Source organism: Porticoccus sp. W117 (assembly GCF_030341905.1).
Classification (GTDB): domain Bacteria; phylum Pseudomonadota; class Gammaproteobacteria; order Pseudomonadales; family Porticoccaceae; genus SCSIO-12696.
The window spans coordinates 229,960-243,335 of the sequence record NZ_JATAAF010000002.1 but is presented as its reverse complement, the minus strand read 5'-3'; the positions used below and the strand labels follow the sequence as shown (position 1 = coordinate 243,335).

Below are 13,376 nucleotides of genomic sequence, written 5' to 3'. Positions count from 1 at the left end.
GAGTTGGCTAGGCCAACTCTGTCAGTTTTTAAACTCACCCCGACCGCGATAAGGCGCCTTGTCACTGCCCAGCTCCGCTTCGATACGCAGCAGACGGTTGTATTTGGCAACACGGTCAGAGCGACACAGAGAACCGGTTTTGATCTGGCCTGCAGCGGTAGCTACCGCCAGGTCGGCGATGGTGGTGTCTTCGGTTTCGCCGGAGCGGTGGGAGATCACCGCGGTGTAGCCGGCGTCTTTGGCCATCTGGATAGCATCCAGAGTCTCTGTCAGGGAGCCGATCTGGTTGAACTTGATCAGGATGGAGTTACCCACGCCCTTGTCGATACCTTCTTTCAGAATCTTGGTGTTGGTCACAAACAGGTCGTCACCCACCAACTGGCACTTGTCGCCGATTTTATCGGTAAGTACTTTCCAGCCGTCCCAGTCGCTTTCGTCCAGGCCGTCTTCGATGGAAATAATCGGGTAGCGGCCCACCAGCTCCGCCAGGTAGTCAGCAAAGCCTTCGGAATCAAAGACCTTGCCCTCACCAGCCAGGTCGTATTTGCCTTCTTTGTAGAATTCAGAAGACGCGCAATCCAGCGCCAAAGTCACGTCTTTGTCCAATTCATAACCGGCATCGGCCACCGCATCGGCGATCACCGCCAAAGCTTCTTCGTTGGAAGCCAGGTTAGGCGCAAAACCACCTTCGTCACCCACTGCGGTATTGAGGCCGCGAGCTTGCAGTACTTTCTTCAAAGAGTGAAAAATTTCGGCACCCATACGCAGGCCTTCAGCGAAGCTGGGTGCACTGACGGGCTGTACCATAAATTCCTGAATATCCACGTTATTGTCGGCGTGCTCACCGCCGTTGAGAATATTCATCATCGGTACCGGCATGGTGAACTGACCGGCGGTGCCGTTAACTTCGGCGATGTGAGCGTACAGAGGCATGCCCTTGGCCTGAGCCGCCGCTTTGGCCGCTGCCAGGGAAACCGCCAGAATGGCATTGGCACCTAGATTGGCTTTGTTGTCGGTGCCATCAGCAGCAATCATCTGGCCGTCAAGTTCGCGCTGGGCAGTCACATCCTGGCCCACCAGCAAATCGCGGATAGTGGTGTTGATATTGGCCACCGCAGTCTGCACGCCTTTGCCCAGATAGCGGCTCTTGTCACCATCGCGCAGTTCCAGAGCTTCACGGGAGCCGGTGGAGGCACCGGAGGGCGCACAGGCGGAGCCCACAATGCCGTTTTCCAGCACCACATCCGCTTCAACGGTGGGGTTGCCGCGGGAGTCCAGCACCTCGCAGGCGCGAATATCAGCAATAGTAGTCATTTAAGTTGTCTCTCTTACAAATATAAAAATTAGAAATTCGTCATTGCGAGGAGCCGAAGGCGACGCGGCAATCTCCTGAATCCTCTGCCACACTCGCGGAGATTACTTCGCTTTGCTCGCAATGACAGGGTTATTCGATGTTCAGCTCTGGAAAATTCTTCACCAAATCATCCACCGCTTTCACTTGTTGCAAAAACGGCTTTAGCTTATCCAGTGGCAAGGCGCTGGGGCCATCGCACAGGGCTTTGTCCGGATTCGGGTGCGCTTCCAGGAACAAACCGGCAATACCCACGGCCATACCCGCGCGGGCCAATTCCGCCACCTGGTGGCGACGGCCTCCGGAGGCAGCGCCCATTGGGTCACGGCATTGCAAGGCGTGGGTCACATCAAAAATCAGCGGTGCGCCTTTGCTTACCTCGATCATGGTGCGGAAGCCCAGCATATCAACCACCAGGTTGTCGTAGCCAAAACAGGCACCGCGCTCGCACAGCATCACCTGCTCGTTGCCACATTCGGCAAACTTCTCTACCAGATTATTCACCTGAGGCGGGCTCATAAACTGAGGCTTTTTAACATTGATGACCGCGCCGGTTTTGGCCATGGCTTCTACCAGATCGGTCTGGCGCGCCAGGAATGCGGGTAACTGAATAATATCCACCACATCCGCCACCGGCTGGCACTGCTCAATTTCGTGCACGTCGGTAATCACCGGCACATTGAAGGTGTTTTTGACCTCTTCAAAAATCTTCAGACCTTCGTCCATACCGGGGCCGCGGAAAGAATGCACCGAGGAGCGATTGGCCTTATCGAAGGATGCCTTGAACACGTAGGGAATACCCAGCTCGCCGGTGACCTTTACGTAGTGTTCGGCGATTTCCATGGCCAGATCGCGAGATTCCAATACGTTCATACCGCCGAACAATGCAAATGGCTTGTCGTTGGCGACCTCGATACCGGCTACATTGATAATTTTTTGCATAACTGCTCCTTACTCGCCTTTGTGCGCTTGTTCATTGTAGGAAAGCGCTGCACGAATATAACTGGAAAACATCGGGTGACCATCCCGTGGCGTGGACGTGAACTCCGGGTGGAACTGACAGGCAAAGAACCAGGGGTGGTCGGCAATTTCCACCGTTTCCACCAAGTGATTGACCTCAGACCAGCCACCAATTTTCAGACCCGCCGCTTCCAACTGGGCCACGTAATTGTTGTTCACCTCATAGCGGTGGCGATGGCGTTCCATCACCACATCGCTGCCGTAAATTTCCGCTGCTTTGGAACCCGGCACCAGCAGCGATTGCTGAGTGCCCAGACGCATGGTGCCGCCCATATCGGAGTCGGTATCGCGCACTTCCACCTGGCCGGTTTCGTCCACCCACTCGGTAATCAGGCCGACGATGGGGTGGTCAGTTTCCGGGTCAAACTCGGTGCTGGTAGCACCGGCAAGGTCACACATATTGCGGGCATATTCGATCACCGCCACCTGCATGCCCAGGCAAATGCCCAGATAGGGAACCTTGTTTTCACGGGCGTAGCGGACGGCGGCAATTTTACCTTCCAGACCGCGCTGACCAAAGCCGCCAGGCACCAGAATGGCATCGGCGTCTTTCAGAATTTGAGTGCCCTGCTGCTCCACATCCTCGGCGTTAATGTGCTGAATATTCACCTTGGTTTTGTGGTGAATGCCGGCGTGACTCAGCGCTTCGTTCAAGGATTTATAGGCGTCCAACAGCTCCATGTATTTGCCTACCATGGCCACGGTGACTTCTTTCTCCGGGTTCAGGTAGTTATCCGCTACCCAGTCCCAATCACTGAGGTCTGCCACACCACATTCCAGGCGCAAACGATCCACCACAAACTGATCCAGACCCCAACGGTGCAGATAGGCAGGTACGTGGTAAATGGTTTTGGCATCCAGCAAGGGAACCACCGCGCGCTGTTCCACGTTGGTGAAAAGGGCGATCTTTTTCAGCTCCGACTCGCTCACTTCCACTTCCGAGCGGCACAACAGCACATCCGGCTGCAAGCCGATGGAGCGCAACTCTTTCACCGAGTGCTGGGTGGGCTTGGTTTTTACCTCGCCGGCAGTAGCAATATAGGGCACCAGAGTCAGGTGCATCAGCATGGCGCGCTCCATGCCCAGCTCTACTTTCAACTGGCGAATGGCTTCCAGGAAGGGTTGTGATTCGATGTCACCTACAGTACCGCCGATTTCAACAATGGCCACATCGTAGCCTTCACCACCAACCAGCACCCGACGTTTGATTTCGTCGGTCACATGGGGGATCACCTGTACAGTGCCGCCCAGGTAATCGCCACGGCGTTCGCGGCGCAAAATAGTCTCGTACACCCGACCACTGGTGAAGTTATTGCGTTTGCTCATTTTCGAACGCAGGAAGCGCTCGTAGTGGCCCAGGTCGAGGTCAGTTTCAGCACCATCTTCGGTAACAAACACCTCGCCGTGCTGGAACGGACTCATGGTGCCCGGATCCACATTCAGATAAGGATCCAGTTTAAGAATAGTCACCTTAAGGCCACGGGCCTCAAGCACCGCGCCCAGGGAAGCGGAGGCAATGCCCTTGCCCAGAGAAGAAACCACACCGCCAGTTACAAAAATAAAACGTGTCATAAAAGCTCGCCCAGAGCTGCTGTTACATACGACAACATGCCCTAAAGTGTTCGGTTGTTATTTTGGGTCGTTCAAGATAGCGAAAGAGAGGTTTTAGGCAGGAACATTCGCCTGTGCCCATCTCGATCAAGATGGGAGCGCAGGATACCAGAAAGGCCAAATGGAAGCCATAGCGTACCCCCCTATAACATCAAGCCCATAATACTCTGACAGCGACAATAACACTGCCAATGGGCCAAAGCATTAAGGCTGCTAAAACAACTAATGGAAGTGCCTGAGACCATGATTCCAAACCTGCCCAATACCGTAAAACGGTGGCCCCAAGAAAGACTCCCAATATCCACAAGCCTTCAATTTCAGGAAACGCCAACAACGTCATAAGGGACATAGGCAGCCACAAATACCGCAGCCGAATATCCAGTTCTAGAAGACGAGCCGCCAGAACACAAGCAAATACCTGACAAAAAATTCCCGCGATCAGCAGCAAGCCACCTAAAATGAATACTCCCTGCAAGGGGCTTAACCGCGACAGCTAGCGGGCAGGTACATGTTGTCAAGATCAGTGCGATCTTCGCCGACAGCTTCCATTCCATCGACCACAGCCCCTTTGCCACACAACCATGAAAAGGGGCTGGCGGGACTGCCTGTCACAACCATTGGGCGCAAGGTGAGCTGTTTACCTGACAGTTCCTGATTGATTTTATTGCCCAGGCTTACATGAATAGCGCCATCCACAACCTTCATGCCCGCCACATAGTTACCCAGCAGTTTGTTTTCAGGCGGAACACCGGCTTCATTATTATTTACTGGAAAACGCCCTCGATCGCGATAAAACTCTTTAATGGCTGGTTTGAGCTCTTCAGCCAAGGTAATCGCTTCTACCAGCTGAGCTCTCACTATATATTGCTGGTATGCAGGTAATGCAATTGCCGCCAAAATACCGATAATTGCCACCACAATCATCAGTTCAATCAAGGTAAAACCCACTTGTCTGTTCATTTGTTCTCCTTGTCAAATAGTGCCGCCGAGGGCAAAGATGGGCAAATATAACCCTGCCAACATAGCGCCAACAAAAATCAAGATAATAATCTGCAACACCAACGTAAATAAGCGCACGGTGTAGTTACTCGAGGTTATTATCCGCCGGGAAATGTGCACCAACCCCTGCTCCAATTCGATCTCTCCAGCATCTAATGCCTCACCAATGCGATACATAGCCAATACTTCTTCCGTCAGCAAAGCACTAAATTCACTCGTTGGCGACTTCAACATACCTGCCTCCGCCATGGCCTTAACAGCTTTTTGCTCGCAACCATTACTGCCAATACTGGCATCAGATGCTTTTAGCAAACTCTGGTAAGCAAGTACGGTGTAAGCCGTAGTCAGAGTTTTCACCGGCCAAAGGAAAAACAGCTTTTCGGCAATAGAAAAGTCACTGTAGCGTTGGTGTTTAAGCAGCACCAAGACGAAAAATAGAGCAGCCAAAAGTATAAGCAATAGCGCCATCCATGGAGATAAGCCGCCGCCGACATTGAGTACAAGTTTAGTAAACTCAGGTAATTCAGAACCAAAGGCTTCAAAAGCCGATTCAAAAGAGCCTGCAACTTTGGCAGATATAATTCCTAATATAAGCAGCGCAACCGATAAAACCGCACAGGCATAACCAACCGAAGTGACCAACCTGGCTCTCATCAAAGCCAAGACATCCCAAAGAGGCGACATGCGCTCCCGATATCGCTCGTAAGACAGACTGGCTGCATTTTCAGCCAACTGCTCTTGCAGATGTATATACCCTCTATCCATACCCAAAGGAGCAATGGTGCGAGCAATCTGGAAAGCCGACTCTCCCCTGGCAACAGCTTCTCTGACTTTTGCTATCAAATAGTCCCCAGGCTTACCCAATTCATCTGACAGAATATCCACCACTGATTTCAATGGCCTACCTCGTGAGCTGGCCAATAAAAGCTGTCGGCAAATCAGCTCCCGCATCAATCCATCTTTGGTCATTTGTTATCCTCTGGCGTTTTCAATGGATGGCATAGAAAGCGAAATTTATATAAGGCTTTTGCATTCATTGCTGTATCGGTGCTTGGTTGACTACAGTTCCAGCGCCTGAAATGACTGACGTCATTGTGCAGTGGCCCAAAAATCAGCTGATGACCTGAATAATCAAGGCTGTCTTGATCAAAACTCAAAGTTACGTCACCTTGCTCAGATAAGTCCGCGAAAATTCCAAAGCTGTTATGTTCTTCAATTTGTGTAATAAGGGATTCAGGCAAATCTTTCTCTGAGGGCCAATAGCCACGTTCAGAATGAAAAAGCGTCATCTCTTGTTTCAAAGTTCCCAAGTCACTGAAGAGTTCACTGGCGTATGCCGTCGTGGTCAGACCGGGCCAATGGGCGAATGCCAGTAACAGAAGCACAATAATTATCAGCACGGCGCTAAGAACACTGGCTAGCAAGCGCTCAATGTAGGATTCGACAGGGGAACTATCAATCAGAGGAAGTGAAGTATTCCGTAGCATTTTTATCCAGACTCCATTCAACCTTTGGCAAACCCGCTTCACTAAACAGGTCAGCCGCCGCTATCAATTGATCGCATTTATACAGTAACGGCACTCTGTCTCGCAACCAAGGCTCCAAATGGTACTCCTGTAGCAATTTTTTCAGGGTTTGCGAGCTGTTGCGCCCATCGGGTTGGCAGCGTTCGCCGCCTTGGCGAAAGCGTACGGTTACCGGCTTGGCGAATGGTTCAGCGGCGGTTAGCTTGCCGCAGCCTTCTATATAGAGTGGCTGCTTTCCATCCCAGGTGATTTCCGTGCCCTCAGCAAGGGCTGGTGGCAATGGCGGCAGCAGGTAGACTCGGTTGTTGTAGCGGCGCAGTTGGCAGTCGCCGAAATCGACAATTGGGCTGGCATCGGCTTTGGCTTCCAGCAGTTCCCGGTGAATAAGCTCCAGGCGTTTTTTTGGAGGCATCGCGTAGTGGTGTTTTTCCAGCCAGAAGCGAATCAAATTGTGGCGGCGCAAATGACTCAGTTGCGCCAGTGCTTGCTGTTCAATACTGACACCGAGACGCTCCTGCCTTTCATTGCCGGCTTGTAAATCCGTTGTCGCCAACTGGCGGTTGAGTTCGTCGCTGTCGGCACACAGCGTCGCCACTTGGGAAAGACGCTTTGCAAGGTCTGGCCAGCGTTTTTCTATGGCCGGCACCACACTGTGTCGCAGGTAGTTGCGGTCGTAAGTCAGCTGCTGATTGGACTCGTCCTCCACCCACTGCAGGCGGTGATGCCTGGCGTATTGGTGCAACTCCTCACGGCTGATGTCCAGCAATGGCCGCAGCAGCTGGCCTTTGCCCAGTGAGCGGGAACGCGGCATACCTGCCAAGCCGCGGGGACCAGAGCAGCGCATCAGTCGGTACAGCACAGTTTCTGACTGGTCATCAGCGTGGTGCGCCAACAGCAGTAAATCCCCATCATCTAAAGCGGCTTCAAAGACTTTATAGCGAGCGTTGCGAGCAGCCAGCTCAATATTTTCGCTGGGCTCCAACTCCACTCGAAATGCCTGCAATGGCACATCCAGCTGGCGACATTGCTCAGCGCAATGGGCCTGCCAGTTATCTGCATTGGGAGAGATTTGGTGGTTGATATGCAGAGCTGTGATTTTCTCTGGTCCCAGCAGTGTGACCACAGCATGCAGCAGAACTTGGGAGTCCAGACCGCCGCTATAGCCCACATAAACTCGCTCTGCGTTTTGCAGAGTCGCAAGATCGGGAGCCAGCAAATCGGTAGTGAACATGGAGGCAGTGTAACCAAAAAAGCCAGAGCGGTGCTCTGGCTTTTATTGCTTTAGTTAACCCCAAACTATTTAAGGGCTATCTACTAATGTATTTATTCCGGATTTCCGTAAGCCATCAAACGCTCAAAACGTTTTTCCAGCAGCCGCTCCATGGGAATATCTTTCAGGTTTTCCAGCTGGGTGCTGAGCCTGTCACGCAGGGTATCGGACATGGCTTCGATATCCCGATGTGCACCGCCCAAAGGCTCGGGAATAGTTTCATCCACAATTCCCAGAGACTCCAGAGTATCTGAGGTCACCCCCATGGCCTGAGCAGCGTCCGGTGCTTTTTCGGCGGTTTTCCAGATAATGTTGGCGCAACCTTCCGGTGAAATCACAAAATAGGTGGCGTATTGCAACATATTGAGGTGGTCACCCACGCCAATGGCCAACGCGCCACCAGAGCTGCCCTCGCCGATCACGGTGCAGATCATCGGGGTTTCCAGTCGCGACATCACCGCCAGGTTCTGGGCAATGGCTTCAGAAATACCGCGCTCTTCAGAATCAATGCCGGGGTATGCTCCGGGAGTGTCAATCAGAGTGATGATCGGCATTTTGAAGCGCTCGGCCATTTCCATCAGGCGCAGAGCCTTGCGATAGCCCTCTGGCTTGGGCATACCGAAGTTGCGATGAATCTTGTCGTTAACACCGCGACCTTTTTCCTCGCCAATCACCATCACCGGCATGCCATTAAGGCGGGCAGTGCCACCAACAATAGCGTGGTCGTCACCAAAGTGGCGATCACCGTGCAGTTCATCAAAATCGGTAAACACGCGCTTGATGTAATCCACGGTATAGGGGCGCTGGGGATGGCGCGCCACTTGCACTACCTGCCAAGGTGTCAGGCTGGAGTAGATGCTTTCGGTGAGTTTGTGAGATTTGTCCCGCAGCTTGGCAATTTCCTCGGTGATATTGAGGTCATTATCGTTGCCGACCAGCTGCAGCTCTTCAATTTTGGCTTCCAGGTCCGCGATGGGCTGTTCAAAATCGAGATAGTTAAGATTCATTCGCCGTTGATCCGTAATTATTAAGTGGCAAAAAACGGGTATATAGATGGCCGTAGAGTACTATTTGTTGCCTGAAATGGCCACTAACTTTGTTGGGTGGGTTATACCCGTGGGGTGTAGGCGCAAACCATTACTCCCGCGGGCGGCGATAACGGTTGGCACCCTTGAGTTCAGCGGTTTTCAGCTTGCCCGCTTCATAAGCCAGGGATACATTGTCTGCCCCCAGCTGTTCCCGAAGGCGATGGAGTAGCTCATCCCGAATCGATACCCGCCAGCCGTCACCAAGCACCACATCGCCACTGGCGCTGGTGTTGCTGCAGCTCACTTTGACGGCCACCGAGCCTTCGCGAAAGTCCGCCAGCGCCTCCGACAGGCGCTGAGCACTGTCGGCCTGGCGGTTCTCCGGGCAGTACCTTAAAGACAGGTCTTTGACCGCCATATCCCTGGCATCTGACAGGGTACGCACGGTTTCTGCGCGAATTGCCAGGCCACCGGAGAAATCATCGGTTTGTACTTCTCCTTCCATCACCAGGATTTCGTCTTTGGCGATTTTTTCCCGGTAGTCGCGGAAGCGATCGGCAAATACCAGTGCCTCCATACGGCCACTGCGGTCGTCCAGGCTGACGCTGGCCCAGGGCTCGCCCTTTTTGTTTTTGCGCACCCGCATATCCACCACCAATCCGGCCACCACTTGTACTTCGCGGGGCTTGGGCTGTAGATCACTGATGCGGGCGGAGACAAATTGCTTCAGCTCCCGGTCGTATTCATCCACCGGGTGGCCGGTCAGATACAGCCCCAACGTGTCTTTTTCACCACCAAGGCGCTCTTTGATACTAAGGCTGCGCACCCGGTTAAAGCTGGTATAAGTGATTTCCGGGGCACTTTCCTGAGGAGTGCTGCCAAACAAATCAGCCATGCCACTGTCGCGGTTGCGGGCGTTTTGATCCGCCAGTTTGACCGCTTCTTCCATGGCCGCCAGCATAATGGCGCGACTGCGACTTAAGCGCTGCTCATCGTTACCTTCAACTTCGGGGCCGATGCGATCCAGAGCACCACTGCGTATCAGTGCTTCCAGAGCGCGCTTGTTGACCTTGCGGGAGTCCACCCGGTTGCAGAAGTCGAACAGGTCTTTAAACGGGCCGTCTTTACGGGCTTCGAGAATATTGTCGATAGGGCCTTCGCCGAGCCCTTTGATGGCCCCCAGACCGTAGATAATGTTGTCCTGCTCGTCCACGGTAAAATAGAACTCACCGGTGTTCACATCCGGTGGCAGCAGGGTGAGCTCCATCTCCCGACACTCTTCGATAAACGTCACCACTTTGTCGGTTTTGTCCATATCCGACGACATGGTGGCGGCCATGAATTGTGACGGGTAGTGAGCCTTGAGCCAGGCGGTCTGGTAAGACACCAGCGCATAAGCTGCGGAGTGGGATTTGTTAAAGCCATAACCGGCAAACTTCTCCACCAAATCGAAGATTTTCATCGCCAGCTCGGGATCAACCCCCTGGCCCTTGGCGCCCTCCTCAAAGGTGCTGCGCTGCTTGGCCATTTCCTCTGGCTTCTTCTTACCCATGGCCCGGCGCAACAGGTCGGCACCGCCGAGGCTATAACCCGCCAGTTCCTGGGCGATCTGCATCACCTGCTCCTGATAGACGATCACCCCGTAGGTGGGCTCAAGAATCGGCTTGAGTTTATCGTGCTGGTATTTGGCGTCCGGGTAGGCCACTTCGGCGCGGCCGTGTTTGCGGTTAACAAAGTCATCCACCATGCCGGAATCCAGCGGGCCGGGGCGGAACAGTGCCACCAGAGCGATCATGTCTTCCACGTTGTCCGGCTGCAGGCGCTTGATCAGGTCTTTCATGCCCCGGGATTCCAGCTGGAATACCGCGGTAGTCTGGGCTTTTTTCAGCAGTTTGAAGGTCTCAGCATCATCCAAGGGTATGGCATTGATATCCAGTTCTTCTTCACCTTGGCGGGCTCTGGCTTTGTTTACCATAGCCAGAGCCCAGTCGATAATCGTCAGGGTGCGCAACCCCAGGAAGTCGAACTTCACCAGGCCCGCATCTTCCACGTCGTTTTTATCGAACTGGGTAACCAATCCCTCGCCGGACTCATCGCAGAACAGCGGCGCAAAGTCGGTAATGCAGGTGGGGGCAATGACCACACCACCGGCGTGTTTGCCCACGTTGCGGGACACCCCTTCCAGCTGCACCGCCATATCCCAGATTTCCTGGGCTTCGTCGTCGCCGTCCAAAAATTCCCGCAACACCTCTTCACCGGCCAACGCTTTGGCCAGTGTCATACCCACGTCCGGGGGAATCATTTTCGAGAGTTTGTCTGCAAGGCCATAAGACTTGCCCTGTACCCGCGCCACGTCGCGCACCACCGCCTTGGCGGCCATGGTACCGAAGGTGATGATCTGGGATACCGCGTCCCGGCCGTAGGTTTCCGCCACGTAGTGTATGACCTTGTCGCGGTTGTCCATGCAGAAGTCGATATCGAAGTCGGGCATGGACACCCGTTCCGGATTGAGGAAGCGCTCAAACAGCAGGTCGTATTCCAGCGGATCCAAATCGGTAATTTTCTGGGCGTAGGCCACCAGAGAACCGGCACCGGAACCACGCCCCGGCCCTACAGGAATATCGTTGTCCTTGGCCCACTGAATAAAGTCCATCACGATCAGGAAATAGCCGGGGAAGCCCATCTGCATAATGATGTCCAGCTCAAAACGCAGGCGCTCGTTGTAGGGCTTTTTACGGGCTTGGTAGTCCGGGCTGGCTTTATCGAGAATATCCTTTAAACGCCATTCCAACCCTTCGTAGGAAATTTTCTGGAAGAACACATTTGTACGCACCATGTCCGCGTATTCCGACTCCCCCTCCCTGCCCTGCCATTTTCCTGCCATGGCCTGTTTGGCAAAATCTTCCAACTCTTTGTAAGGGGTGTGATCTTTGAAAAACGGGTCGTTTTCAAAATCTTCGGGGATGGGGTAATCCGGCAGGTAATAAGTGCCCAGTTCAATATCCAGAGTACAGCGTTTTGCGATTTCCACGGTGTTTTGCAAGGCTTCGGGGATATCCGCAAACAGCTCCGCCATTTCTTGCGGAGAGCGCAGATACTGCTGCTCGCTGTAATTGCGAGCGCGGCGGGGGTCGTCCAGCACCCGGCCATCATGGATGCACACCCGTGCTTCGTGGGCGTCAAATTCATCAGCAGTCAGGAAGCAGACCTCATTAGTGGCCACCACCGGGCAGCCTAGTTCGGCAGCCAAATCCACCGCGGCGTGCAGGTAACGCTCTTCATGAGGGCGACCGGTACGTTGCAGTTCCAGATAGAAACGGTCGGGAAAATCTTTTTGCCAGCGAGCCAGAAATTCCGCCGCCTGATCGCGATTGCCAGACAGCAGAGCCCGCCCCACATTGCCCAGGCGACCGCCAGAAAGCGCGATCAGCCCTTCGGAAAATTCGCTCACCCATGCCTGCTGAACGATGGGCCGCCCCTGTGATTGACCCTCTCGATAAGCGCGGGAAATCAGCTTGGTAAGATTCTTGTAGCCCACAGCATTTTGCACCAGCAGAGTGAGCAAACTCGGCTCGTCTTCGCTGTCCTCTCCAGCCACCAGCAAGTCGCTGCCAGCAATGGGCTTGATGCCGCTACCCTGTGCCGCCTTGTAGAATTTAACCAGGCCGTAGAAGTTGCAGAAATCCGTAATCGCCAGTGCCGGCATGCCCAACTCGGCCACCTTAGCCACCAACGGCTTGATGCGAACCAGGCCGTCAATCAGTGAGTATTCAGTGTGCAGGCGGAGGTGGACGAAATCTGTTGTCATAGCTGGGGGAATTATTGTCTTTTGAAATAACAGGAAGAATCGGAATTCTAACAGTTATTTTAGGAGATGAGAGACGAGAGATGGGAGACGGGGCACATCTCTCGTCTCTCATCTCTCGTCTCTCATTCACACCAGCGGCAACTGCTCCACTTCCAACATCCCCTTCACCGGTTCAAAGGAACGGCGGTGAATATCACAGGGGCCGAGCTGCCTGATGGCGTCGGTGTGCTGTTGAGTAGCATAGCCCTTGTGGGCAGAAAATCCGTAGCCGGGATAGGTATCCTCAAAGGCGATCATTTCCCTGTCGCGGGTGACTTTGGCAACGATGGAGGCGGCGCCAATTTCCGCCACCTTGGCATCGCCCTTCACTACGGTTTCGCCGTTGTAAGGCCATTTGGGCATTTTGTTGCCATCCACCGCCACGTATTCCGGCTGTACCGACAAACCGGTGACGGCGCGGTACATGGCCATCATGGTGGCTTGCAGAATATTGTAGCGGTCGATCTCTGCCACACTGGCGCGGCCCACACACCAGGCCAATGCTTTATGGGTAATTTCTTCGTAGAGCTGTTCGCGTCGTTTCTCGGAAATTTTTTTGGAGTCACCCAAGCCTTCGATGGGTTGCAGGGGGTCGAGAATGACTGCCGCGGTCACCACATCCCCGGCCAAGGGGCCGCGGCCCACTTCATCCACACCGGCCAGCAGCTGGCCGTTGTAGTCCAGTTTGTAGGGTGCCTCTGATTTGGGTTTCTTCTTTGCCATA

11 protein-coding genes are annotated in these 13,376 nt (G+C 53.8%); all 11 read right to left on the bottom strand.

Annotation, left to right across the window (positions count from 1 at the left end):
• Positions 1–21: 21 nt before the first annotated feature.
• On the bottom strand, positions 22–1,314 hold the full coding sequence (gene eno / locus QSV34_RS02825; RefSeq protein WP_289151811.1) for a phosphopyruvate hydratase: 1,293 nt from the start codon (positions 1,312–1,314) through the stop codon (positions 22–24).
• A gap of 130 nt (positions 1,315–1,444) precedes the next feature.
• Complete coding sequence (gene kdsA / locus QSV34_RS02820; RefSeq protein WP_289151810.1) at positions 1,445–2,293, bottom strand: 3-deoxy-8-phosphooctulonate synthase; 849 nt, start codon at positions 2,291–2,293, stop codon at positions 1,445–1,447.
• 9 nt (positions 2,294–2,302) lie between these two features.
• A complete protein-coding gene (gene pyrG, locus QSV34_RS02815) occupies positions 2,303–3,943 on the bottom strand; it encodes a CTP synthase (protein WP_289151808.1) in 1,641 nt (546 codons plus the stop codon).
• Positions 3,944–4,133: 190 nt separating this feature from the next.
• Positions 4,134–4,457 (bottom strand): hypothetical protein, encoded by a 324-nt coding sequence (locus QSV34_RS02810; protein WP_289151806.1) that lies wholly within the window; start codon positions 4,455–4,457, stop codon positions 4,134–4,136.
• 5 nt (positions 4,458–4,462) lie between these two features.
• Positions 4,463–4,918 carry a pilin gene (locus tag QSV34_RS02805; protein WP_502928979.1) on the bottom strand — a complete coding sequence of 152 codons (456 nt, stop codon included), beginning with the start codon at positions 4,916–4,918 and terminating at the stop codon, positions 4,463–4,465.
• 36 nt (positions 4,919–4,954) lie between these two features.
• A complete protein-coding gene (locus QSV34_RS02800) occupies positions 4,955–5,950 on the bottom strand; it encodes a type II secretion system F family protein (RefSeq protein WP_289151802.1) in 996 nt (331 codons plus the stop codon).
• Positions 5,947–6,468 carry a hypothetical protein gene (locus QSV34_RS02795; RefSeq protein ID WP_289151800.1) on the bottom strand — a complete coding sequence of 174 codons (522 nt, stop codon included), beginning with the start codon at positions 6,466–6,468 and terminating at the stop codon, positions 5,947–5,949. The genes QSV34_RS02800 and QSV34_RS02795 overlap by 4 nt, the downstream gene beginning before the upstream one ends.
• Complete coding sequence (gene tilS / locus QSV34_RS02790) at positions 6,437–7,738, bottom strand: tRNA lysidine(34) synthetase TilS (protein WP_289151798.1); 1,302 nt, start codon at positions 7,736–7,738, stop codon at positions 6,437–6,439. Before tilS ends, QSV34_RS02795 begins: the two co-directional genes overlap by 32 nt.
• 92 nt (positions 7,739–7,830) lie before the next feature.
• A complete protein-coding gene (locus QSV34_RS02785; protein ID WP_289151797.1) occupies positions 7,831–8,784 on the bottom strand; it encodes an acetyl-CoA carboxylase carboxyltransferase subunit alpha in 954 nt (317 codons plus the stop codon).
• A gap of 130 nt (positions 8,785–8,914) precedes the next feature.
• Complete coding sequence (gene dnaE / locus QSV34_RS02780) at positions 8,915–12,613, bottom strand: DNA polymerase III subunit alpha (protein ID WP_289151795.1); 3,699 nt, start codon at positions 12,611–12,613, stop codon at positions 8,915–8,917.
• A 126-nt stretch (positions 12,614–12,739) separates the two neighbouring features.
• Positions 12,740–13,375 (bottom strand): ribonuclease HII, encoded by a 636-nt coding sequence (rnhB, locus tag QSV34_RS02775; protein WP_289151793.1) that lies wholly within the window; start codon positions 13,373–13,375, stop codon positions 12,740–12,742.
• Between the last annotated feature and the right edge of the window lies 1 nt (position 13,376).